We start from the raw sequence: 24,238 nt of genomic DNA, 5'->3' as shown, positions 1-24,238 counted from the left end.
CCGACTAGGAGAGTATCTATGGAAAGCGTTACGGTTCCCAATCCGCAAGCCTCCGCCGAGGTTTGGAACTCCCTGAAGCGGGCGATCGCCCACAGTTCAGGTTTTCAGCGTTGGCTGAGCGAAAAGCAGGCCAGTGTTGTCGTCGAGCAGCCTACGGATCTGGATGCTTGCGTTACCGCTTACCTGCGTCAGGCTCTCGAAACCCTTGCCTATTAAAAATTGGTAAGAATTGTAAGCTTTGCCCCTATACTAGGAGCATTCTGACTCCTTAGGTCACATATTACCCCCACGGCGCATTCCATCTGGGGGGTTTTATTTGCGAGGCAGGAGCAACACCATCCTGCAGAGTTCCCTTGGTTATAGTGGAAAGTGCCAGCCCCCAAGGTGCATATGATTGAAGGCCCGTGGATCCATAAGTTTATTGTCTCCAATGGTATCCGTCTCCACTATGTCACCCAAGGAGAAGGGGAGTTGGTGCTGCTGCTCCACGGCTTTCCCGAGTTTTGGTACTCTTGGCGACACCAAATTCCTGTCTTGGCGGAAAAGCACAAAGTCGTTGCCCTAGATTTGCGCGGCTATAATCTCAGCGATAAACCCCAAGATACCGCTAGCTATGTTCTTGACGAGTTAATTCTCGACATTGTCGGTGTCATTGACGGCCTTGGCTATCCTCGCTGTCATTTGGTGGGACATGATTGGGGAGGGATGGTGGCTTGGGGCGTGGCCTATGCGGTGCCGCAGCGGATTCAAACCCTGAGTGTGCTAGCCTGTCCCCATCCTGCTAAGTTTCAACAGTTGAGTTTCGAGCAATGGTTGCGCAGTAGCTATATGCTGCTGTTTCAACTGCCGTGGCTACCAGAGATCCTCTTGGAGTGGGGGGGCTATGGAGCGATCGCCCAAATTTTTCGCTGGGCCGCAGTGAACCAGCAGGCCATTCGACCCGCAGACTTGGCACTTTATCAAGATGCCGCCGCCCACCGCGGTGCCCTCTCGGGAATGCTTAACTACTACCGTGCGGGGTTGCAAAGTCTGTGGAGTCGGGAGTGGGGCATGCTAGACGTACCAACCTTGATGCTCTGGGGGCGCCAAGACCCCACCTTGGGTATGGAACTCACCTACGGCACCGAAGCCTACGTTAAGGAACTGAAAATTCAATACTTGGACTACTGTGGTCACTTTGTGCAGCAGGAGCAACCCGACTTAGTGAATGAGTATCTACTGGAGTGGTTAGAAACCGTTTCTGCTGCCCTAAATTAGACCTAAAACCTAAATTAAACGCCGCAACTGCGTAATTTGGTCAGCGATCGCCAGCAGCGATTCTGGCATTTCAGGTCCTGTCAGCATGACATCGAGAGTACGTGGGCGATTCTGGAGAAAATCCAGTACCTCTGCTTCAGTTAGCACCCCCAGTTGAATGGCCACACTCACCTCATCTAAGACCACCAAGCGATGCTGTCCCCCTTGCACCGTGGTTTGCAGATGCTGCCATAGCTCACGCACTGCGGCTTTTTCTTCGGCAGTGATCGAATCTCCTTGGCCTAAACAGCGTTGCAGCGCCGGTCGCCACCACGTGAGATGCTGACCCAACTGAATCGGATGCGCGATTCCCGTTTGAATCCCCCCCTTGAGGAATTGCACAATCAGGACACCACTGCCTTGAGCAGCTACCCGCAACGCCTGCGCCATGACCGTGGTGAAAAAGTGTCGCTGCGGACAGGTAAACACCTGCACCACTCCCTCAATACCATAGGTTAGGGGCAAGCCTGCCTCAGAAACGGAAACCGCGAGTTGTGCCACCATCGTGTTCCTGTCCAGTTAAAAAGGAGAACGACCCCCTAGGGGTTATACATCTAGTGTAGTGCGCAATGATTTAACCCTAGTGAACACTAGATATACGTGGTCGTCAAGGGGTCAGAAAATTGAGTTATCTTAAAACAATGTGACTGTTACTGAGGATGCCCCCATGCCAGCGACACAGGCTCTTGATGCTGAGGCGCTCTTTCGCGCTGCCTACGAAAATCGTTACACATGGGATGAGAATTTTCCCGGCTTTACGGCCAAGGTCACGCTCATTGAGGGCGATCGCACCTACCAAGGGCAGGTAAAAGTTAGCCGCGACTACGCCGTTGAAGTGAGTGGCATAGAAGACGAACAAGTCCGCGAATCCCTCTACAACCAATTGCGGGATGTGATTGTCCATCGCAAGCGCAACCGTTTTGAAGAGGCCCACGGCAAAAACACCTTCCAAGCTGGGGAAACCGACGCCAGTGGGGCAGTGGAAATCCTCGTTAGCGGTGACGCCATGGGGTCGAACTACAAGGTGCGGGACAATCAAATTGTCTATGTCAGCCGTGTCATGGGGCGAGTTGCCTTTGCCATTACCCACCGTGAAGCCCTTGATACCGGTGCAGGCTACATTTCCACCAACTATGTGGCTATCTTCCGCAATCCGCAAACCAACGAAGTGCTGCGGCAAATGGAGTTTGAGGATACCTATGTGCCCGTCGGCAATTACTACCTGATGAGCCGGCAGGTGGTGCGCACCCATGAAAATGGTCAGACCAGCACCTTTGAAATTCGTTTTGATGACCTGCAACTCCTAGACGACTAAGCGTGGAAATTACATTTCTAGGCACCAGTTCTGGGGTGCCCACCCGCACACGCAATGTTTCCAGTGTGGCTCTGCGGCTGCCCCAGCGCAAGGAAATTTGGCTCTTTGACTGCGGTGAAGCCACCCAGCACCAATTGCTGCGCAGTGACCTGCGAACCAGTCAGATCCGCCGCATTTTCATTACCCACATGCACGGCGATCACATCTTTGGCCTGATGGGCTTGCTTGCCAGTTGCGGCCTTGCAGGAACCGTGACTCAGATTGATATCTATGGCCCGCCAACACTGGATCGCTACATTGCCAGTTGTTTGCGCTGGTCTGTGATGCGGCTCCCCTACAAGTTGCAGGTGCATACGGTGGAGCCGGGGGAAGTCTTTAGTGATGGCGAGTTTACCGTGACCTGTCGGCTGCTGCATCATCGTGTTCCCGCCTTTGGCTACCGCGTCACCGAGAGCGATCGCCCCGGTCGCTTTCATGTGGAAAAAGCCCAAGCCTTGGGAATTCCCTTTGGACCACTGTATGGTCAACTCAAGCAGGGAAAAACAATCGCCCTCGCAGATGGCCGCACCTTTGATGGCCGCGACTTCTGTGATCCACCGCAGCGGGGGCGCAGTATGGTTTATTGCACCGATACAGTCTTTTGTGAAAGCGCGGTTGAATTAGCCCAACAGGCGGATGTCCTCATCCACGAGGCGACATTTTCCCATCAGGAGGCGGATCTGGCTTTTGCACGGCTGCATTCTACATCCACGATGGCGGCTCAGGTGGCGGCCTTTGCCCAAGTGAAATTGCTCTTCCTCACCCACTTTAGTGCCCGCTACGCCCCCGGCAATCCCGTGCAGGTGGAGGATCTGCTTGCGGAAGCACAAGCCATTTTCCCCAATACTCGCTTGGCGCGGGATTTTCTCCATTACGAAATTCCCCGGGACGCGCCCCAAGACAATCCAGCCGTGGCTACTGCGCCAGAGAAAGGGGATATCCTGATCAATCGGGATGAGGAGAAAACGGTTGCTGTTGCTCAGAAAATTGCGCCAGTGATCGCCATCAACCGTGCCACCCGCCAACAAATGCAGCAGAAACTGGGAATTGACGCTGCTACAGCCAATGCGATTTTGGAGCGGCGGCGGCAGCAAAAGTTTACCTGCCTAGAGGAACTCGAATGCCTGTATCCGCAGGTGGCATGGGACACCCTCAACGTGGAGTTCTAAAGAGCAACTATTTTCAGTCTCAAATAGGAACTTGTGATTGAGATCAACGTCTTTGTGTGCTGTTGATCACAGTTAAGCTTTGTGAAGCACTGGCATAGTTGAGACCATACACGCAAATTGCAAGGGGATTGATGTATGACGCTGCTGGAGCTAATCCGCCGTATTCAGGCGACTCGGATCGTAACCCCTGCTCAAGAGCGGCAGATCAATGAATTGTTGTGGCAGCGTTCCCTGAGCGCCACAGAATATCAAGCAATGCAGGAGCTGGTTACAGGGATTATTGCGGGGGAAATTCAAGTCATTTCTCAGATTCAGCGGTTTGGCAGCAAAAAGGAGCTAGGGAATAATCGGTTACAATTGGCTTAAGGGACTGGGTTTTATGACAGTTCCGCCATTGGTTTTTGGGAGCTGCTCCTGCCCATGCAACTGTATTTCGACTATGGTGCAACGACCCCCTGTCGAGCAGAGGCTATTGCAGCGATGGTGGCGGCCTATGAACAGCAGTGGGGCAATCCATCGAGTATTCACGAGTGGGGGCAACGTGCAGCGATCGCCCTTGAACAGGCACGGCTGCAGGTGGCAGGGCTGATTCATGCCCAAGCGGATGAAATCATTTTTACCTCTGGGGGCACAGAAGCGGATAATCTTGCCCTGTGGGGAATTTGCCAACGCTATCGCCAACCTCAGCATCTGATTATTTCGGCGGTCGAGCATTCGGCGGTGGCTCAACCCGCGGCGGCCCTTGAAGCTCAAGGCTGGCAAGTGACCCGCTTAGCGGTGAATCACTGGGGACAGGTGGAACCCGCCCAACTACGGCAGGCTTTGCAGCCGAACACGGTCTTGGTCTCGATCATCTACGGCCAAAGTGAGGTGGGCACGCTGCAACCCATTGCTGAACTCGCAGCCATTTGTCAAGAGGCGGGGGTGCTCTTCCATACGGATGCGGTTCAGGTGGCGGGACGAGTTCCCCTTGACGTACGACGCTTGGGAGTAGATTTACTCTCGCTGTCCAGTCATAAAATTTATGGCCCTCAGGGAGCGGGGGCGCTCTATGTGCGATCGGGGGTACCCCTAGAGCCGCTCTTGCGTGGCGGGGGACAAGAACTGGGCCTCAGGGCGGGAACCCAAGCGGTGCCGACCTTGGTGGGCTTTGGGGTGGCAGCGGAATGGGTCGCCACTGAACTAGCGACAGAACCGATGCGCCTTGCTCAACTGCGCGATCGCCTGTGGCAGCAGTTGCAGGATCATCCCCAAGTGGAACGAACAGGGCATCCATGGCAGCGATTGCCCCATCACTTGAGTTTGATTGTGCGCGATCGCCACGGCCAACCCTTGAATGGCAAAACCTTTGTACGGCAACTCAACCTTGCGGGCATTGGCATTAGTGCGGGATCCGCCTGTCAAAGTGGTCAAACCCAACCCAGTCCCACCCTCTTGGCCATGGGCTACGATCCTGAAACCGCCAAAGCAGGGATACGCATTACCTTGGGGCGAGAGACCACCGCTGCCGATGTCGATTGGTTGGCCATGGTGCTGCGGCAATATCTTGCCGAGGCGATCGCTCCCCCCTTAGCAGTATCTCTTTCCTAGGGTGTATCCATGGTGTGGGCGGCATTATCTGCACAGGGGACTTGGGCACTGGCCAGCTATGGCGTGGTTGCCACCCTGATTCTGCTGTGGACAATTCTGCGATCGCTACAACACCCCTCGCAAAAAGCCGCCCTCGAAGCCGAAGTCGTGCGACTGCAAGATCACTGCAATCAACTCCAGCACCAACTGCAGGCAATAGCCGCCGAAAATCAACAATTACGAGCAGACAGCGATTACTGGCAACAGCAACACCAAGCCCTCAATGCTCAACTCACCACCCTAGAAACCACCTATCACCAACTGGAGATGAACCTTCAACGTCTCGAACAGGAGCGCGATCGCCTGCAACAGGCACTGCAACAGCCCGCCGACTGGTGGCAGGAAATGACGAAAAACTATCAAAGTTGGTGGGAAAGCCTGCCCTTTCTTCCCCATGAGGATACCAGCAGCAAATCCTAGGGCAAGCAATCAATCGGCAATGGCGGATAAAAGAGGTAGCCTTGGCCATAGCGACAACCGAGATCAATCAATTGGGCGGCTTGGGTCGCTGTTTCCACCCCCTCTGCCACCACATCTAAGCGCAGGCTTTTACCGAGGGCAATCACGGCACCAATAATTTCCTGAGCCGCTTGGCTCTGCTCTAAGCTCTGGACAAAGGAGCGATCGATTTTCAGGGCGTGGATCGGCAACTGATGCAACCGACTCAGGGAGGAATAGCCCGTGCCAAAGTCATCAATGTTGAGGGCAACCCCCAGTTGTTGCAGTTCCTCGGCCACCTGCAATGTGGCTTCAAGGTTGCGGATCATGGTCGTTTCCGTGATCTCCAGATGCAACAGATGAGGGGGCAATTGGGCACTGCGCAGCGCCGCCAAAATATCACTAACAAAGTTGGCATCCACCAGTTGTTGAGGCGAGATATTAATGCCCAAGGTCATGGTCTGGCGACGGCTGTCCTGTTGCCGCCACTGGCTGAATTCCTGGATCGCCCGTTCAAAGACCTGTCGGCCAAGGCTGACAATGAGACCTGCTTGCTCCGCAAGGGCAATAAATTCAGCGGCAGGAATTTCACCCTTTTCAGGATCAAACCAACGGCTCAGGGCCTCAAGACCCACGAGCGCCCCGCTCTCCAGCTCAATAATGGGCTGAAAATAGACCTGTAGCTCACTGTTGGCGATCGCCTGATGCAGTTGACTCTCCAGCGTAAAGCAACTCTGGGCTTGGGTGTGCATTTGGGGGTCAAAAATCCGATACTGCCCTAATCCCTGTTTTTTTGCTTGGTACATGGCAATGTCAGCATCCCGCAGGAGGGTAGCGGCAGAGGCAGCGTCGCGATCGCTAAAGGTGACGCCAATGCTGGCACTGAGACTTAACAGATGGCCATCAATGACCAAGGGCTCCTGAATCACCCGCTCTAGATCGGCAACCCGTGCTTCTACCTGAGCCACCATTTGCTCCGGATCCAGATCTTCACACAGCACCACAAACTCATCGCCACTCAGGTGAGCCAAGGTATCCCCCTCTGGCACCACACTTTGCATCCGCTGGGCAAGGGTAATCAGCACCTGATCTCCTGCTTGGTGTCCCAAGCTATCGTTAACCCGCTTAAAGCGATCAATATCAATAAAAACAACGGCAAAGGGGCGATCGCGATGGCGTTGATACTGGCGCCAGCAGTGTTTTAAGCGATCTTGGAGCAGCGTACGGTTGGGGAGTCCTGTCAGGGCATCGTGGAGGGCATCGTGAATTAAGCGATCCTCCATTTCCTTGCGGCGGGTAATGTCGCGTCCCACACATTGATACTCCACACAGCGACCTTGGTGATCAAAAAAAGCGCGGGTTGTCCATTCAAACCAAGCAAAACGTCCTTCACCAAAAGTCACGCCACATTCAATCGTGCTGATGGACTGCGTGGGGGTGAGGGCTTGCAGGTGTTGTTGGAAGCGTTGCTGCGTCAGCGGATCAAAGGGATGCTGGATCACATCGCCAAAATCGCAACTCATCCCTGCTTCAGCCAGATAGCGAAAGAAGGCGGGATTGCCAAAGGTGAGATGTCCCTCAGGGGTACAGCGATAGAGCAATTCTGTCTGTGCCTCAAGAACCCGCCGATAGCGTTCCTTTTCCTGATGGAGGGCACTGACCAATTCGGCGCGGTTGATGCCAAAGCCCAGTTGTTCCCCCAGTTGGCGGATCAGCTCCACCTCGTCAATCGCCCAAGGTCGAGGAGAAGAGCAGTGGTGGCACAGGAGTAATCCCCAGAGACGTTCCTCCTCAATAATCGGTACCACTAAGAGGGCACGCACCTGCAATTGGTTGAGAAAGTCGCGATGACACTGGGTCATTTCAGCGGTGTTAATATCAGCAACCGCCAGTACCCGCCCCTGAAGATAGGCTTCGGCAGACTCACGGTGGAAACAGGGGTCATAGAAGGTGCGGTGCATGAGAGAAAACTGCGGTGCCGCTACCGATTCAGCCACCACCTCACCCCGGCCATCGGCATAGAACTGGAAAATCAGCGTGCGATCGACCCCCAGCAGTTGACGCACTTCCTCAAGGGCGGTTTTAAGAACCGTTTCCAGATCAAGGGAACGGCGAATTTTCAAGGTTAGCCGATGCAGGAGTTCCGCTTGGGTTTGCCGTCGCTGTAACGAAGTAGTGGAGTCCACCTGAAGCGTAATATTCTGGAAGAAAACCGCAAGGCCTCGGCCAGTGGGAAAAGCCCGTACCGCAAACCATTGGTTCAGCCCCTCATAGAAGGCTTCAAATTGGACAGGGGTTTCCTCCGCCATTGCCTGCCGACTTTGGCTTTCAAAAATTGAGTTGCGCTCATCGGGAAAGAGATCCCAGAGGTTTTTCCCCAGCATCTCTGAGGCAGATTTCCCCACTAGACGGCAAAAATTCCCGTTGACATAGATAACTGTGAAGTCGCGATCCACTTCAAAAAAGTGATCCGACATGCTCTCCAAAATATCAGTCACTTGGTTGTAGGCCGCTTGCAGGCGATCGCTAAATTGGCGCTGTTCCGTGACATCCCGCGCTGCGCCATAGATGCGCCCTTGACTGAGCAGGCCTTGCCATTCATACCAGCGGTAGTCTCCCCCTTGGGTGCGCAGGCGAATCGTGTGGTTAGTGATTTGCTCCCCAGCAAGGAGACGTTGCTGCATTTCCCGATGGCGGGGGCGATCGCCGGGGTGGAGAAATTCCTCAAACTTTGCCCCTGCCAACCGATTCAGGTCATAGCCCAGGCAGGTATGCCAGTGTTGATTCACCCGCCGCAGCCGTCCCTCACTATCGGCAATCATAAATAGCTCTAGGGAAGAGCCAAAGAAATACTCTAATTCAGCGGTTTTTTGGGCAATTTCTGCTTGCAGACGCATGCGATCGCTAATGTCCCGCTGCACGCCAAAGTGGCCAATGATTTCCTTATTTTGGTTGTAGAGGCACACATAGTTCCCCTCCACCCAAAAGGAGCTACCATCGCGGCGGTGGAGTTCAATTTCAATGTGAAAATAGCCCAGATCAAAGAGTGCTCGCCACAGCCGTTTGGCGAGTTCCAGATCATCCTTAAAGCAAATGCGCGGCGTCAGGCCAATCAGCTCCTGCGGCGGTAATTGATACTGCTGGGCAAAGGCACTGTTGACACGCGTAATCCGCTGATGATCAAGGACATACTCCAAGATTTCCTCTTTGTTGACTGTGTCATCCCAGCGGATGGGCTGATCCAACATCATGAAGAAGCAGGCCTCAAGGGATTGTTGAAAAAAGGCTTCCAGTAGTTCTTGCTTGGCTTGTAGCTCTAGCTCGAGTTGACGGCGACGGGTAATATCCCGCGATGTGGAGACTAAAAATAAAACATTTCCCCCTGCATCACAAATGGGGTGCGTGAGGGTTTCCAACCAAACATATCCGCCATGCTTTTTGCGGATGCGATAGGTTTCTATCACATTCACACTGCCTTGCAGGGTGAGGGCATGGGCACCACTGCGAATGCGCTCTGCATCTTCAGGATGAAATAATGTGTAGGGACTCTTACCAATCAGTTCTTCAGGAGAATAGCCTAAAAGGGTTTTGCTGGAGGGAGTCACATATAGATAGTTGCCATCCGGTTCGTGCAGGCAAATGAGATCATCGGTGTAGTTGACCAATAATTCAGTAAAATGCTCAAATTCATCTATAATCATTCGCTAGAATCCACAATTTTTATCACGCATTAAGATACTTCTGGACGTTTTACACTATGAAACTTTAAGTAATGATTAACAATTTTAGCGAATGACAGCCCTTTCCTGAAATATCAGCGACATAACGGGAGTGCGGTGCTCTGCCATCGGGGCTTTTAGCGGGTTGAGGGTGTTCGATCGCTGTGAAAAGGGCGATACGACTAGGAATGCCCCACTGCAACGCCCTAGCTGTTCATATGATCCTTGACAAAGACTTGCTCACCCCCTAAAATGCCAAGTGGCAGTTGAAAGATTTCCTAGGCTGCTGGCATTTGTCTATTTTTGGAGATTTTCTTAATGGAGTCTAGTAGGAGTCACTGTAATGTTGCTTCTGCTGACCCCATCTCCGCTAATGAAGATCCCTGCCATAGGTGGAGCCTCTCTCCCCTAAGGATCGCCGAGGTGAATTCAGACTTGTCTGCTGCCTAATGGCTTGAACTTCTGGTTCATCTCCGCGCGTTCCAAGGCAGTTGATCTGCAAATGGAGATGGATCACGAAGCAAATTGTTCAATAGGTCTCAGTCTGGTATCTACCTGAGTCTGCCTAAAGTTGGCTGGTTCAAACCTGTTTGTTGTTGAGAGCGATCGCCCGTAGTCAAGCGTTTTTATTGAACGACTACTTTTCATCGCTCAAGTTGTTGCGTGGCAAAACCATTAGCAACGGAGAGTTTCTATGTTTGAAGTTTGTTTGTTCAGCATGCTGGCCGAAATGCTGGGAATTACCCTTTCGGAAGTGCTGGGTGTTGCCCTTGGCCACCTGATGATTACGGTCATGAGCCAAGCGATCGCCCACTTGGGAGAGTTCTCACCCTTTGAGTTGTCTCGTTAAACCCTAAAACATCCTATTGTCGTTTCTCAATGGAGCTTAGAACCATGATGACCCACGATGCAAAGCAGGCATTAAAGCAGGCATTTCTGTGCCCCTATACCCTTTACCGTGGGCACGTCACCCTAGACGCGCTGACCTTTGATGCCTACCTACAGAAATTTGCTCAACGGGCAGGGTTTATTGCTGCTCTCCATACGAGTGGGCAACTTTCTACATCCGAAGCCTACAACCAGTTGGCTGATCTCTGGCATCAATTGAGCGAAGCCTATGTCCCTGTCTCACCCACCCTAAATTGTCAACCATAGAAGGAGCAATGCGATGGTAATCAATCCCCTCGATGATCTGCTGACCTATCCGCAGGGTCTTGGTGCTGCCAAGCGGACAGCCAACCAACTGACGATTCCTGAGCTAGTGCGTGCCCTGCGCCAAATTGACCCCCACAAGCGGGTATTGGCCTTTCGCCTCCTCGAAAAAGACAAGGCGATCGCAGTCTTTGAAGCCCTGACTCCCGATGAGCAGGCAACCCTCATTGAAGGGATGACGGATCCTGAGATTCTGCATTTTCTAGAAGCCCTTGAGGCCGATCAACGGGTGCGGCTCTTTGAGGAATTACCTGCCAAGGTCACCAAACGGTTGCTCAGCCAGTTAAGCTCAGAATCCCGCGACGCCGTGAACCTGCTGTTGGGCTATCCTGAGGGCACAATTGGTCGGCGCATGAATCTGCGCTACTTGGCGCTGCGGCAAGACTTGACCGTGGAGCAGGCGATCGCCGCTATCCGTGAGAGTTCCTTGGATATTAATGACCTGAGCATTATTTTTGTCATTGATGAACAGCGCTTTTATCGTGGCTTTGTGCAGCCGATTCAGTTGATGAAAGCAAATCCCCACCAGCCGCTTCAAGATTTGGTGCAAGGACAGGAACTGGCGATCGCTGTGACCGCGCCGGAACTATCCGCAGCCAAACTCCTCAAGGAATACGATGTCCCTGCTATTCCTGTGGTGGATCAAGAGGGGCGACTGGTGGGCGATATCACCTTTGATGATGTGATTGACCTGATTGAGGAGGAGGCAACGAGCACCATTTTGGCGCAAGCAGGTGTGGGCAACTTGCTCAACCGCGATCAAGCTTGGAGTGAACGACTGGTGCGCGGTCCCATTCGCTATGCAGTGCAACTGCGGATTATCTGCCTGATCATTACCCTCATTGGCGGTATGATTGTTGGCGGCGTGATTCAGTACTTTGAGGAAGTTCTGGAAGCCGTCGTTGCCGTAGCCATTTTCATTCCTGTGGTCATGGACATGGGAGGCAATGTCGGTACCCAATCCACCACTGTCTTTGCCCGTGGTCTTGCTTGGCAGCACATTGATATTCGTCGCTATGGCGGTTATCTCTTTCGCGAGTTTCGCATTGGTGCGATCATGGGTCTTATCTTGGGAACTGCTGGCGGTCTCATTGCTCTTGTTTGGCAAGGGTTACCCAACGACATTCCCCAACTGGGACTGGCTGTAGGGATTTCACTTTTTGTTGTAATTACCTTCGCGGCGATCTTAGGGGCATTGCTTCCTTGGGTGTTGCTGAAGTTGGGCTTTGACCACGGGCCAGCGGCGGATCCCTTTATCACAACCATCAAGGACTTTACAGGGCTGTTGCTCTACTTCTATCTGGTGAGTGCCTTCCTAGGGCTGTCGTTTTAAGTCATGTCAACCACTGATTTCATTGTGCGTTTGATGGCAGCCTTTGCCCTGGGGGCAGCCCTCGGCTTGGAGCGACAATGGCGGCAACGCATGGCCGGTCTGCGCACAAATACCCTCGTGGCAACGGGGGCAGCACTATTTGTCATGCTCTCGGCTTTGACGCCGGGGGAAGCGAGTCCAACGCGGATTGCCGCCCAAATTGTCTCTGGTATTGGGTTTCTCGGCGGGGGCGTGATCCTGCGGGAAGGCCTGTCGGTGCGCGGCTTAAATACGGCAGCCACCCTGTGGTGTGCAGCGGCAGTAGGAGCACTGTGTGGTTCGGGATTACTCTATCAGGCAACCTTAGGAGCAGTGGCAGTGCTCATGGCCAATCTGCTCTTGCGTCCCCTCGGCTATCGCATCAATCAGCAGCCCCTCAAGGGCACCGAAGTGGAGTTGTGCTATCGCTGTGATATTGTCTGCCGCGCCGATGCTGAGGCTCATTTGCGCGCACTCTTGTTACAGTCGCTGGCGGGCAGTCGGCTGAAGTTGCGATCGCTCCTCAGCGAGGATATTGAAGACACCCCCGATCGCGTCCATATTGAAGCAGAACTCCTCAGTCAAGAGCGCAATGATGATTTTGTTGAAGGCTTGGTCAGCCGCTTGAGTTTAGAGCCAAGTGTTCTTTCGGCGCGCTGGCGCATTACAGAGCAGGAGTATGGTTGATTTCTCTAGGGATAGAGGCGCATATTCAGCCGAGCGGTGCTGCCTGCTTGGGGACATTGCAGACGCGGCGTATAAGTACCGCCAACTCGCCACACGGAAATATAGCGATTATCCCGTACCCATTGAATCGTTACTTCGCCACTACAGCCAAAATTACCCCCCAGATCGCGATCGCTAAAAAAGCCGCGCACGAAGCCATTGCCGCTTGCCGTGACGTTAATGGTGCCCTCATAAACTCGTCCATTGACTTTGGTGGTGTAGGGCAAGATATCTCCCGGCAAGGGGCTAAGCTGGTAGCCGTAAATTTCAGTCAGCCCGCTATCAGAAACTAGCGTCTCAGCAGCAGCAGGCAAAATAGAGGCCATACCCAGAACCACTGCGCCTAGCAAGCCCTGTAACATTTTCATAGACAGCCTCCTTTTGGAAAGATTAGAAACATAAACCGCTCCTCCCCTTGTCTCTATTGTCATTGTCTAGGAGGATAATTTCATACTTTAGGGAATGTGACAGGGCTGATAAAGAACTTGATATCTATTAAGCAGGACATCAAAGAAATGCCCGCACATCTGTAACTTCACCCGTAATCGCTGCGGCGGCCACCATCGCTGGACTCATGAGGAGTGTCCGTCCTGCTGCTGATCCTTGGCGTCCTTTGAAGTTGCGATTGGAAGAGGAGGCACTGATCTGACGCCCTTGCAGCTTGTCGGGATTCATGGCGAGGCACATCGAGCAACCAGGATTGCGCCATTCAAACCCTGCGGCTTGGAAAATGACATCGAGACCCTCCGCTTCGGCTTGCGCTTTCACCCGTTCTGAACCGGGGACAACGAAGGCTTTGACACCGGGTTTGACTTTGCGCCCTTCGACAACTTTGGCAGCCTGCCGCAGATCACTAATGCGACCATTGGTGCAACTGCCAATAAAGCAGACATCAATCTTGGTGCCTTGAATGGGCTGCCCCGGTTGCAGATCCATGTAAGCATAGGCTTCAGCGGCGATCGCCCGTTCTGCCTCGGGCAAACTCTCTAGGGTGGGCAAGGTCTCATCCACCGCAATGCTTTGGCCGGGGGTAATGCCCCAAGTGACCGTCGGTGCAATATCCGCAGCCGCAAATGTGACAACATCATCGTATTCAGCATCGGCATCACTGACGAGCGATCGCCACCACACCAGCGCCTCATCCCAAGCCTTGCCCTGGGGAGCAAAGGGGCGGCCTCGTAAATAGGCAAAGGTGGTTTCATCGGGGTTGACATAACCGCAGCGGGCTCCCCCTTCAATGGCCATATTGCAGACGGTCATCCGCTCTTCCATTGAGAGCTGGGCAAAGGTACTGCCAGCAAACTCATAGGCATAGCCAACACCGCCTTTAACACCAAGGTGGCGAATAATGTGGAGGATGAGATCCTTGGCATAGACCCCAGAGCCAAGGGAGCCATTCACTTCTACTTTGCGAACCTTGAGCTTATTGAGGGCGAGGGTCTGCGTGGCCAACACATCCCGCACTTGACTGGTGCCAATCCCAAAGGCGATCGCCCCAAAGGCACCGTGGGTAGAGGTGTGGCTATCCCCGCAGGCGATCGTCATCCCCGGTTGCGTTAACCCCTGCTCAGGGGCAATCACATGGACAATGCCCTGACGACCGGAGCCAATCCCAAAGAAAGGAATATGGTGAGCACGGCAATTGGCCTCAAGGGCTTGCAGCATCTCTTCAGCGAGGGCATCTTGGAGAGGACGCGCCGCCGTATCTGTCGGCACAATATGATCCACCGTCGCCACAGTTCGCTGCGGATACAACACCGGCAATCCTCGCTCCCGCAGCATGGCGAAGGCTTGGGGACTCGTGACTTCGTGAATCAGGTGCAGGCCAATAAAGAGCTGCGTTTGCCCTGAGGGCAGTGTAGCCACCGTGTGCTGTTCCCAAACCTTATCGAAGAGTGTGCCGCGACTCATAGACTCGTGCAAAAATCCAGTTTATCAATTATAGGCAAAAGGAAGAGATTCAGTACAGTGATTATACAAGGCAAATATCCGTTTTCAGTCGCATCACAGCCATGTTGCAGCTTGGTTTATGATGTTTAACTTTATGAAAAAAGCTTTAATCACTATGATTAAGCCAAAACTCGCGAACCTTTGTAAAGTATTTCAACCGCTCTTCAATTTTGCTAATTTCACGGGGATAGAATTCAGCTAATGCATCACACAACTCAAGCATCCACTGCTTACGGGAGTAGCCACGGTTAATCGTTAAAACATTAGAGTTCGCAATCTGAATTTGCCCCCAACCCAAAGCGCCAATTGTTAAGCAGTCCCACCCCAAAAACTCGATTGGCAAAAATTGAACATTTTCAATACCGATACGAGTTTTTTGAGCCTCATAGGCAATCAGCAAAATTGCAAAAACATTTTCATCTGATTGATAGAAACGAGTGAGGCGTTCTACAGAAATTAAATTGGGCATATTAAACTGTGTACTCAATCTGTGGGTTTTCACGTCAATGACATAGTAAAATCCTTGATCATCCTTGAAAGCGAGATCAGCCATGGCTCTACGGGCAAAATGTGCTGAATAGTTTTTACAAATCTCTTCACCAAGAACCGCCTGTAGATGATTGGCAAGAATTTGCTGAACAGCATCGCCAACAGCTCTTGGACTATTGATTGTCACAGCAGACAAGAAATCTTCCTGTGAGTTTAAGAGTTCTTTGATGTTTTCTTCGATCTGACCAATCTGGTCACCATAGAAAATATGTCTTTTTTCCATTGATTCTTATGTTTCTCCTAGGGAAAAAAGCTCTGGTTGGTGAAATAGTTTTTCGCACTGATACTGCTTTTGCGTAAAACGTCCTTGCTCACTTAATGTGTTTCTTTCCCAAAACACGCCATCAGCATAGCCCTGAATCGAAGCATCTACTTCAGCCATTTCAAGGCGTTTCTCCGCTAGGCAAGCATAAGTCTCATCCAGTTCAACCCCCAAAAAACGTCTACCGAGCTTCTTGGCAACGACAGAGGTTGTTCCCGAGCCGAGGAACGGATCAAAAATAATGTCATCTGGATTGGAGCTAGCTAAAATGACCTTAGCCAGTAGTTTCTCGGGCTTTTGGGTGGGATGATCTGTATTTTCTGGCATTGACCAAAAGGGCACAGTTAAGTCTGTCCACAGGTTAGAAGGATGCGTTAGGCGGTAATTACCTTCTTCGGTAGGTTCCCAATCTTTGGGATGTCCATTGACTCTATAGGGAGCGATGACTTTACGCTTGAGCTTAACAGCCTCAACATTAAAGGTGTACTCATTAGAAACAGTGCAGAACCATATATCCTCAGAGGCATTTTTCCAATTCTTGCTTGCTCCTCGTCCTTTCTCGCGCTCCCATGTAATTCGGTTGCGGATTTGAAAACGGTCTTTAATGACTTCAAATACAGCAGTTGAGGATTCCCAATCAGAGCAAATGTAAATAGATGCAGTTGGTTTTAGAATTTTTTCAAGACTCGACAAGCAAGACTCTAGCCAGTTGATGTAATCCTCTAAACTTTTTTTCTTGAAGCTAATTGAGTTAAATACTTTATTCAGGTTGTAAGGTGGATCAATAAACAGCAAATCAACAAATTGACTTGGGAGAAACTTGATGACCTCAAAGATATCTTGATGGATGGTGCGGTTAATGATTTCTGATAGGCTCACAGGATGACTCAACCGTAGGAGTCGCTGCCGATACTTCGCTTGTTCTTGCTCGGTCAACGTAATTGTTCTATTTCTGGGGGCGCGTTCTTTGCTGTGAACCATATCGCTTTATCAAAACTTGATTACTGGTTTGAATCACATCCCCTGAGTGGCTAAGCATGACTCAATGTTAACCTAATAGCCAAGCCATCACCTGTTGACCAAGGCAAGTCCCATTGAGGCGATCGATCTCGCGAACACCGGTGGGGCTAGTGACATTCACTTCTGTCAAATAGCCACCAATGACATCAATCCCCACAAAATAGAGGCCATCGCGCTGGAGGGCAGGAGCCAAGGTTTGACAAATCTGGCGATCGCGCTCGGTAATTTCCACTGCTGCCACCCGTCCGCCGGTGGCCATATTGCCCCGAAATTCATCCCCTGTGGGAATCCGATTCACAGCACCAATGGGTTCCCCATTGAGGAGAATGATTCGTTTATCGCCTTCCTTGGCCGCGGGTAGATACTCTTGCACCATCACGGGCAGTTGTCCGCGTTGGGTACTGATTTCAATCATGGAATTGAGGTTGCGATCGCCCGCCTGTAAAAAGAGAATGCCTTCTCCGGCTTTGCCCCCCAAGGGCTTGAGAACGGCCATGCCCTGCTGCTGCACAAATTCCCGAATACGCTGCTTGTCTCCAGTCACAATGGTCTTGGGAATCACACTGGGAAATTGCAGGGCATACATCTTTTCATTGGCATGGCGCAACCCTGCGGGCGAGTTGAGAACAAGGGTGGTTTGAGGATCCACTAAATCCAGACAGTAGGTGGCATAGAGGTAGGCGGTATTGACTGGGGGATCTTTGCGCATCCACACCGCTCGAAAGGTGTTGAGGGGTCGCCATTCCACTGCCCCCGTCTGAAACCAAGGTTGGGGAATCTGCCACTGGCTGGCCACTAGTTGCACGGGCGATAACTGGATCGGGGTGAGCGCCGCCCATACCTGACCTTCGCGGATCAGCAGTTGGGAAATTTCCGTGATCCACACCTGAACCCCTGCGGCTTGAGCCGCTTCCATCAAGGCCACACTGGTATCGTGGCCGGGGTCAAGGCTGGCGATCGGGTCAATAATAAAGGCAATATCCACGGCCATTCCGCTAGGCTGCCGCTTGCAGGAGCCTATCCAAGATGCCTTGCGCCTCTAGGGCATAGAGATCATCGCAGCCGCCAATGTGCTCGTTGTTAATGAAAATTTGCGGGAGCGATCGCCGACCATGGGCACGTTGGGCCATTGCAGCACGAGCCGCTTCATCGCCATCAATGACGTACTCGGTAAATTTCACCCCTTTGCGTGTCAGCAATTGCTTTGCTCGAATACAAAAAGGACAACGAGACCACGTATAGATTTCGACGTTGGCCACGGCTTTACCTCGTTACAAAAATTCACTTTGATTCCAGCCTAGCAAAAAGGGAGAAGAGACACACCCCCTCTCCCTAATGTCCTGTCCTACAACTCCCTACAAATAATTGGGATCTTGGACATTGCGGATTTTGCAGGCTTCAGCAATGCCGTACTGCGGTCGCAAAAAGCGATCCATCTGAGCCACAAAGAAACGCCGGTTGGCCATGAGATGCTCCGGCTTGGGATCATCCAAGGGGTAGTAGAAGGCGGCACGGGTTGCTTGCAAAACAGCGGAGGTCACCGTGTACATGGCGTGCTGGAAGGCAATTCCCAACTGCACCAAAATATCATCCTCACCGCGACAGTGCTGGTGGAAGTAATCCTTCAGGTATTGGGGGAGGAAGTGATACATGTCTTGGTGGAGCAACGTAGGTGGAATCCCCGCCGTCCCCACAGGGAATTTATCGGCAAAGAGAATGCCATAGTGGAAGTCCACCTGATCAGTGGGTACCTGATTGGCTTGGGCATTGTAGGACTTGGTTCCCCGGAAGGGCGCCGTGCGGTAAAAGACCGCTTCCACATAGGGGAAGGCCGCTTCATAGAGCCACATAAAGCCCTTTTCCTTGGGCACAAGGACATGCACCTCGCCATCAATATAGACATGGTGGTAAATCGGGCGACCGGCCATGGCAAAAATTCCATTGACCAAGAAGTTCATGGCATCCTTGACGCTGGTAATGCTGCCCTCGTCATAGCGATCGCTCATCTCGAAGAAGACGGGTGCCATCACTTCCCAAAATAGCCCCAGTACGTTCATGTAGGTGGCTTGGCGAGCCTGCTCCAAGAAGAGGTCGGGAAAGAGCTTGTACAGCCCGAGCATCAGCGGGTTGCCTTTGAAGTAGGCGCGGATTGCCCTATCGGCGGCAGCTTTGTACTCTTCAGAGTCAAGGTAGATATCCAGCTGCCCCCCCATGCGATGCCACATCATTGAGCGCGCCAAGCTTTCGGAAAACTCCATGTTGATGCGGTCGTGCCAAAGGTGGTGGAGCAGACGCGGCATTTTCCCTGTTTCCCCCTTTGCAATAAATTCCATCAGTTCGGGGTGGGCATGGGCAGGGCCACGCCAAATCCGCAGATCAGCAGTCTCCCCTGCATAGTGATTGGCCAACTCAAAGTAGTCCTTGGTTGGAAAATACTTGAAGAAGGGAAAGGGATGGATAAACACCCGCTCGCCGAGGTAGAGCAAATTCCGCCAGTAAAAGTCCATCGGAATGGCGTAGGCCTTGTACATACCGATGATCTTCATCAGGTTCACTGGCGTGTCGGGAATGAGGGCACCCCCCGCCTCGAGGCGGTAAATAATGTCGGCTAGGGGATGATCCAAGGGGGGAAGTTTGGCAGAACTGGGACGCTCAATTGTTTCAACCATGGTTTCCTCTCTGAGCTATTGGGGTAAACTGGCAATGGTTTCGGTGGCAGTAGGGATAGCGGCAACCAGCTGCGCACTGGTGGTCTCACTCCAACGCACCAGCCATGTTGGTTGGATGCCCAAAACCAGAATCAGCAGTGTCAGTACCATAGCGGGGAACTTCTCTGACCAAACCACCTGTGGGTAGTAGGCAGTGGCATTGTCAAGACGGCCAAAGCAGGTGCGGTTAATCAAAATCACAAAATAAACAGCCGTGAGGCCGGTGCCCACCACCGCAATTAGAGTTGGCATCGGGAAGGTACCATAGCTGCCTTGGAAGATGAGAAATTCCGCCACAAACCCCACTAATCCTGGAATACCGGCACTGGCCATCCCCCCCAAAATGAGGAGAGCACTGGTGGTCGGTAACCCCCGCAGAGGATTGAGCAAGCCATTGAGCACATTGAGTTCGCGGGTGCCAACTTTCGTTTCAATGACGCCGACCAAATAGAACAGCAATGCCAAAATCAGGCCATGGCTAATCATTTGGGCAATGGCGCCGACGATGCTGAGGTGGGTATGGGCTGCTGCCGCCAACAATACGTAGCTCATGTGACCAATGGAGCTATAGGCCACCATGCGTTTAATGTCCTTTTGGGCGATCGCAGCCAGTGCCCCATAGCTAATGCCAAGAGCCGCCACAAGGGCCAGCAGGCCAGAAAACTGCCCCCAAGTCTCTGGAAAACAGCCTAAGGCAAACCGCACTAGGCCATAGGCACCCAGCTTAGCTAGGATTCCCCCAAGGAGAATGGCGGTTGGCATTGAGGCTTCCACATAGGCATCGGGCAACCAACTGTGGAGGGGCACCAAGGGCATTTTGATGCCAAAACCTAGGATCAACAGCAGCAGCAGAATCCCTTGGGTCGTGGGTGCTAAGCCGGCAACGCGAATATCTTGATAGTCAAAGCTAGGAGCATGGGTGAGCCAGCCCATCCCCAAAAAGGCAGCTAGCACGAGAATTCCTGAGACTGCCGTATAGATAAGAAACTTGATCGCTGCCTGCTCGCGACGCTGCCCGCCCCAGATCAAAATCAACAGGTAAAAGGGCACCAACTCAACTTCGTAAAAGAGAATAAACAGCAGCAGATTTTGTGCTGCTAACGCCCCGGTAATTCCCGCATTGGCCAAAAGAACAAGGGCATAGAAGAGCCGATGGGCACTTTTTTCACCCGTGAACACGACCACAAGGGTCAAGAAGGTTCCCAAAACAATCAGGGGCAGCGATAGACCATCCACGCCAAGGGAATAGTTCAATCCCAAGGGCGACAGCCACGGCACAAATTCCGTAAATTGTAGTGCGGTCTGCTGGACATCAAACTGCGTCAGCATCCAGAGAGACAGGGCAAAGGTGACACCGGCGCTCACCAAAGCAACCGAACGCAGGGATCGCTCTGGCAGCAGCGGCATCAGCAGCGCACCGATGACAGGCAAAACAATTAACAGCGTCAGCATAGGCCAAGAACCTCAATAGTCGAGCATTAAGCCAGTAGTGGCCAACAAATGGCAATCACCAGAAGGGCCACCCCCATCAAAATGGTGAGGATATAGGCTTGGGATTGACCGGTTGTACTGTACTTCAGGCGATCGCCCCCCAACAGGGTTGCCCCGCCAAAGGCATTGCCAGTGCCATCCACCAACGTGCGATCAAACCAAGCAGTCATGCGGGAAATCATATCCACTGCTCCCACCACGGTGGCTTTGTAGAGCTTGGGCGTATAGAAATCGTAGGCCAGCAGATCCTGTACCGACGGTAGGGGAAACTGCACCGGCTTGGGAATGGCTTTGCCGAGATAGACCCATGCGGCTGCACCCCAGCCCAAGATAGCGGTTACCGTCAGGGCAGCTGCTGTGGTTAAGGAAGGATCTGTCCAAATCACCCAATCAAAGCGCCCCATGAGAATGGGCAAGTGCAGCACCAGACCCAGATCAACGGTCATCGGCAAAATCATCGGCCAAAAGACCTCGGGCGATCGCGCCGTCATCGGTTTGACTTCACCGCCCCAAATCAGGCAGAACGTGCGACCAAGACTAAAGGCAGCAAACGCATTCATCAATAGAAGCACCACCCCCACCCAAGGCAGTTGAGCAAAGGCCGTATCCAGCAATTCTGCCTGTGGGAAAAAGCTGGCCAAGGGGGGAAGCGCCAGCAACCCTGCAGAACCAACGAGAAACGAAATACCGGAAATGGGGCGCCGCGACCACAGCCCACCCAGCAGGCGCAGATCTTGGGTAATGCTATTCCAAATGATGCTGCCAATACTCATCATCAACAGTGCCATTGCTACCCCATAGGTGAGGATAAAGACAAAAGCTAAGCCCGGCTCCTTGAGACCAACGGCAATAAACACCCAGCCCATATAGGCGCTGACCAAATAGGAGAGGGCGCGTTTAATGTCCACTTGGGCAATGGCAATCAGGGTTCCTCCCAAGGCAGTGACGCTACCAATGACCAGCAAACCTGTTAGAGCGACAGAGGAAAGGCTCAGCACCGGCGTCAGCTTCACCAGCACCCATGCCCCCGTGCCCACAACAATGGCATTCCGCAGAATAGAGGCAGGCACAGGGCCTTCCATGGCCTCATCCAACCACAGATGCAATGGGAATTGGGCACATTTCCCCATTGGCCCAGCAATCAGCGCCAAACAAATTAGGGTAATGAGGGTGGGATCCACCTGAGCCGTAGCTGCCCAAGCCGCTAAATCGTCGTAGTTCCAAGAGCCAGCAAGGGGATAAATCGCCAACACCCCCATCAGCAGCACCAAGTCTCCCACCCGCTTGGTGAGGAAGGCATCGCGGGCACCGGTCACCACCAGCGGTTGGTTAAACCAGAAGCCAATGAGCAAATAGGTCGCTAGGGTCAGAATTTCGAGCATGACATAGTTAAAAAACAGAGAATCCAGCAGCACCAGTGCCCCCATCCCCCCTTCAAACAGAGCCAATAGGGCAAAAAAGCGCGCCCAGCCCCAATCCATCTCCATGTAGCCGATGGCAAAGATCTGAGCCATGAGGTTCAAACCCGTAATCAGCATCAGGGCGGTGGTGGTCAAGATGGAAATTTCCACCGGAACGTCAAAGTGCAGACCCGCCACATCCAGCCACGTCCAGTGCAAAGACTGCGGCGGCTGGTTGGCGATCGCTACCGTGGCCAACAGTGCATGAACAAAGGAGAAAAACGTGAGCAAGAGATTCAAATAGCCCGCTGGCCGAGGTCCCGTTTTCCGAGTCATCCCCGGTGACCAAATCAAGGAGAGCACCATTCCCGCCAGCGAGTAAAAGGGAATGAGCCACACCGTGTCTGCAAACGATTGCAACATAAACCCTGCTTGTGCCTATGGACAAAACTAATTAGATTTAATCTTATCTATGAATGGCACCAGACCTCCTAGGGCTAAGTGCAAAGTTGCATCAATATCTCTTATCGCCCAGATAAAAGGCAACTATGAAGGATTGAGCATTGTTTAGGATAGCTATAAAAGCTTAGGGGGAAATTTGAAAGGTCACCCGTGCGGTGTAGCCCACATAACAGAAATTGCCTTCGCCCCAGTCTTGATCAGCGTCTAATTCAACGCGCACTTGGCTTTGACGCGGATAGTTTTCGGGAATGGGAATGACCTGATCGTCGCCGGGGTTGAGGCGACCCAAGCCAGAGCGAATGTTGGTGACTGTGCCCCAAAGCACCTTGCCTTTGCTGCCATAGAGTTCAATTTTGGCCTTGGTACCGGGGTGGATTAGCCGCAGGGACTGTTCCTCTACAAACACATCAATCCAGCGCCGTTGACAATCCAATAACTGCAAAATTCGATCCCCTTTGCCAAGAAACATCCCCGGACGGGCATCCACCCGCCAGACATAGGCGGCAATGGGAGCCGCTACCTTCACTATTTTGCGCTGAGCAACCTCCCGCCGGGCTTGGGCAACCTGTCGCTGTTGAGCCGCAATTTCCCGTTTCAGCCCTTGGACGATCGCCTGCTGTTCGCCAATCTGAATTTTTAGCTCCTGAAGCCGCAGACGGGGGTCATAGTTGCTGCGGGTATTGCGCAGGGTCAGTCCCAATTCAGCAGCGCGGGCATCGGCCTTGAGCGCCTCTACCCTATCAGCGGCAGCCTCCACTTCCCGTTGGCGCGCAACCACTTGCGCTTGGCTTTGCTGCAATTCCGCTAGGGCAGCATCCGCTTGGGCTTGGGGTACCGCTCCCTGCTGTGCCAATCGACTAAAGCGGCCGTAGTTAATTTTTGCCAATCGATGGCGTGCCTTGGCATCAGCCAGATTCGCTCTAGCAGCCCCTAGTTCCGCTTGGGCAGCCGCCACTTGGCGATTGGTTTGTTTCACCTCAAGCAGCTGTTGATGGCGTTCATCCCCTTGGGCAGAGGTGAGGAGTCCCTGCAATTGAGCCAGTTTTGCCTGAGCGGCTTCTAGTTCACCCTGCCGCCGTTCGAGCCATTTTTCAACTTCCTTGAGGTCGCCTTGGCTAAGGTAGTCATTTTCTAGGATAGCCAAGGGAGCGTCTGTAGGTTCGATAAACTCGCCCACCCGTGCCTTGAGTTCCTCTAGGGTTCCTTCTTCAGGGGCACGCACATTCACAATGACGCCATTAATGACCGCATCACGACTGCGCACGGTTGTTAAATGGCGGTAGAGAAACAAGCCTGCAAAGGCAAGGATGCCACACCCGGCTGCAAACACTAACAGATTGGCAAGGAGCGATCGCCGCAGCTTGAGTTGCTGGGTAAAAGTGGGTATTGGGTTACTGGTGTGCTCATGAATTACTATGATATTTTGGGGATGCTGCAGATTGCTTTTCACGGCCAGTCCTAGAACACAAATAACTAACAGTATCAAATATTAGTGATCATCA

The 24,238-nt window shown here is 52.6% G+C and carries 23 protein-coding genes; 11 read left to right on the top strand and 12 right to left on the bottom strand.

All coding sequences use genetic code 11. The features are described from left to right. Positions 1-18 precede the first annotated feature (18 nt). Positions 19-216, top strand: a complete 198-nt coding sequence (locus M0646_RS01220; protein ID WP_149817410.1) for a hypothetical protein — start codon at positions 19-21, stop codon at positions 214-216. Positions 217-390: 174 nt separating this feature from the next. Next, positions 391-1,257, top strand: a complete 867-nt coding sequence (locus M0646_RS01215) for an alpha/beta fold hydrolase (RefSeq protein ID WP_190278143.1) — start codon at positions 391-393, stop codon at positions 1,255-1,257. A 9-nt stretch (positions 1,258-1,266) separates the two neighbouring features. Here M0646_RS01215 and M0646_RS01210 read toward each other — a convergent pair whose 3' ends face one another. Next, entirely contained in the window at positions 1,267-1,800 is a 534-nt protein-coding gene (locus M0646_RS01210; RefSeq protein ID WP_149817406.1) for a P-loop NTPase family protein, read from the bottom strand. Positions 1,801-1,963: 163 nt separating this feature from the next. Here M0646_RS01210 and M0646_RS01205 point away from each other — a divergent pair, with 163 nt between their 5' ends. From M0646_RS01205 to M0646_RS01185, 5 genes are all read left to right on the top strand, one after another. Further along, positions 1,964-2,611 carry a DUF3386 domain-containing protein gene (locus M0646_RS01205; protein ID WP_286649779.1) on the top strand — a complete coding sequence of 216 codons (648 nt, stop codon included), beginning with the start codon at positions 1,964-1,966 and terminating at the stop codon, positions 2,609-2,611. A 2-nt stretch (positions 2,612-2,613) separates the two neighbouring features. Beyond that, positions 2,614-3,819, top strand: a complete 1,206-nt coding sequence (locus M0646_RS01200) for a ribonuclease Z (protein WP_315863170.1) — start codon at positions 2,614-2,616, stop codon at positions 3,817-3,819. A 135-nt stretch (positions 3,820-3,954) separates the two neighbouring features. Next, on the top strand, positions 3,955-4,185 hold the full coding sequence (locus M0646_RS01195; RefSeq protein ID WP_149817400.1) for a hypothetical protein: 231 nt from the start codon (positions 3,955-3,957) through the stop codon (positions 4,183-4,185). A gap of 54 nt (positions 4,186-4,239) precedes the next feature. After that, positions 4,240-5,409, top strand: a complete 1,170-nt coding sequence (locus tag M0646_RS01190) for a cysteine desulfurase family protein (RefSeq protein WP_149817398.1) — start codon at positions 4,240-4,242, stop codon at positions 5,407-5,409. A gap of 9 nt (positions 5,410-5,418) precedes the next feature. Continuing rightward, entirely contained in the window at positions 5,419-5,868 is a 450-nt protein-coding gene (locus M0646_RS01185; RefSeq protein WP_149817396.1) for a hypothetical protein, read from the top strand. Here the strand turns inward: M0646_RS01185 and M0646_RS01180 are convergent. Continuing rightward, the gene (locus M0646_RS01180; protein WP_286626232.1) at positions 5,865-9,587 is read right to left on the bottom strand and encodes an EAL domain-containing protein; all 3,723 of its coding nucleotides are present in this window, start codon (positions 9,585-9,587) and stop codon (positions 5,865-5,867) included. The two genes, M0646_RS01185 and M0646_RS01180, sit on opposite strands and share 4 nt — an antisense overlap. A gap of 712 nt (positions 9,588-10,299) precedes the next feature. Between M0646_RS01180 and M0646_RS01175 the strand changes: the two genes are divergently transcribed. Genes M0646_RS01175 through M0646_RS01160 form a run of 4 tightly spaced genes read left to right on the top strand, consistent with a single transcriptional unit; the run spans position 10,300 to position 12,855 of the window. After that, positions 10,300-10,455: a hypothetical protein gene (locus M0646_RS01175; protein WP_190278142.1), complete on the top strand. Its 156-nt coding sequence runs from the start codon at positions 10,300-10,302 to the stop codon at positions 10,453-10,455. A 44-nt stretch (positions 10,456-10,499) separates the two neighbouring features. Continuing rightward, complete coding sequence (locus M0646_RS01170) at positions 10,500-10,760, top strand: hypothetical protein (protein WP_286626231.1); 261 nt, start codon at positions 10,500-10,502, stop codon at positions 10,758-10,760. A gap of 13 nt (positions 10,761-10,773) precedes the next feature. After that, positions 10,774-12,150, top strand: coding sequence for a magnesium transporter (gene mgtE / locus M0646_RS01165; protein ID WP_286626230.1), 1,377 nt, complete (start codon positions 10,774-10,776; stop codon positions 12,148-12,150). Between the two features lie 3 nt (positions 12,151-12,153). Continuing rightward, on the top strand, positions 12,154-12,855 hold the full coding sequence (locus tag M0646_RS01160) for an MgtC/SapB family protein (RefSeq protein WP_286626229.1): 702 nt from the start codon (positions 12,154-12,156) through the stop codon (positions 12,853-12,855). Between the two features lie 5 nt (positions 12,856-12,860). On the opposite strand, the gene M0646_RS01155 is transcribed toward M0646_RS01160, so the two are convergent. The 10 genes from M0646_RS01155 to M0646_RS01110 form a co-directional block, all read right to left on the bottom strand. Further along, positions 12,861-13,262 carry a hypothetical protein gene (locus M0646_RS01155; RefSeq protein ID WP_149817386.1) on the bottom strand — a complete coding sequence of 134 codons (402 nt, stop codon included), beginning with the start codon at positions 13,260-13,262 and terminating at the stop codon, positions 12,861-12,863. Between the two features lie 139 nt (positions 13,263-13,401). Then, positions 13,402-14,805 (bottom strand): 3-isopropylmalate dehydratase large subunit, encoded by a 1,404-nt coding sequence (gene leuC / locus M0646_RS01150; protein WP_286649778.1) that lies wholly within the window; start codon positions 14,803-14,805, stop codon positions 13,402-13,404. Positions 14,806-14,950: 145 nt separating this feature from the next. Further along, the gene (locus M0646_RS01145; RefSeq protein ID WP_286649777.1) at positions 14,951-15,616 is read right to left on the bottom strand and encodes a hypothetical protein; all 666 of its coding nucleotides are present in this window, start codon (positions 15,614-15,616) and stop codon (positions 14,951-14,953) included. Positions 15,617-15,622: 6 nt separating this feature from the next. Continuing rightward, positions 15,623-16,636, bottom strand: coding sequence for a DNA methyltransferase (locus M0646_RS01140; RefSeq protein WP_149817379.1), 1,014 nt, complete (start codon positions 16,634-16,636; stop codon positions 15,623-15,625). 67 nt (positions 16,637-16,703) lie between these two features. Next, a complete protein-coding gene (gene gshB, locus M0646_RS01135; RefSeq protein ID WP_149817377.1) occupies positions 16,704-17,660 on the bottom strand; it encodes a glutathione synthase in 957 nt (318 codons plus the stop codon). 10 nt (positions 17,661-17,670) lie between these two features. Beyond that, a complete protein-coding gene (gene grxC / locus M0646_RS01130) occupies positions 17,671-17,934 on the bottom strand; it encodes a glutaredoxin 3 (RefSeq protein ID WP_149817375.1) in 264 nt (87 codons plus the stop codon). Between the two features lie 96 nt (positions 17,935-18,030). Beyond that, on the bottom strand, positions 18,031-19,344 hold the full coding sequence (locus M0646_RS01125; RefSeq protein ID WP_286626225.1) for a CO2 hydration protein: 1,314 nt from the start codon (positions 19,342-19,344) through the stop codon (positions 18,031-18,033). 15 nt (positions 19,345-19,359) lie between these two features. After that, positions 19,360-20,835, bottom strand: a complete 1,476-nt coding sequence (locus M0646_RS01120; RefSeq protein ID WP_149817371.1) for an NADH-quinone oxidoreductase subunit M — start codon at positions 20,833-20,835, stop codon at positions 19,360-19,362. A gap of 26 nt (positions 20,836-20,861) precedes the next feature. Beyond that, entirely contained in the window at positions 20,862-22,697 is a 1,836-nt protein-coding gene (locus M0646_RS01115) for an NAD(P)H-quinone oxidoreductase subunit F (protein ID WP_286626224.1), read from the bottom strand. Between the two features lie 163 nt (positions 22,698-22,860). Further along, on the bottom strand, positions 22,861-24,186 hold the full coding sequence (locus M0646_RS01110; RefSeq protein ID WP_286649776.1) for an HlyD family secretion protein: 1,326 nt from the start codon (positions 24,184-24,186) through the stop codon (positions 22,861-22,863). Between the last annotated feature and the right edge of the window lie 52 nt (positions 24,187-24,238).

This window comes from Thermosynechococcus sp. B3 (assembly GCF_030323045.1).
In the GTDB taxonomy this organism is placed as follows: Bacteria; Cyanobacteriota; Cyanobacteriia; order Thermosynechococcales; family Thermosynechococcaceae; genus Thermosynechococcus.
The sequence above is the reverse complement of the archived record's forward strand: the minus strand, read 5'-3'. Positions and strand labels throughout refer to the sequence as shown.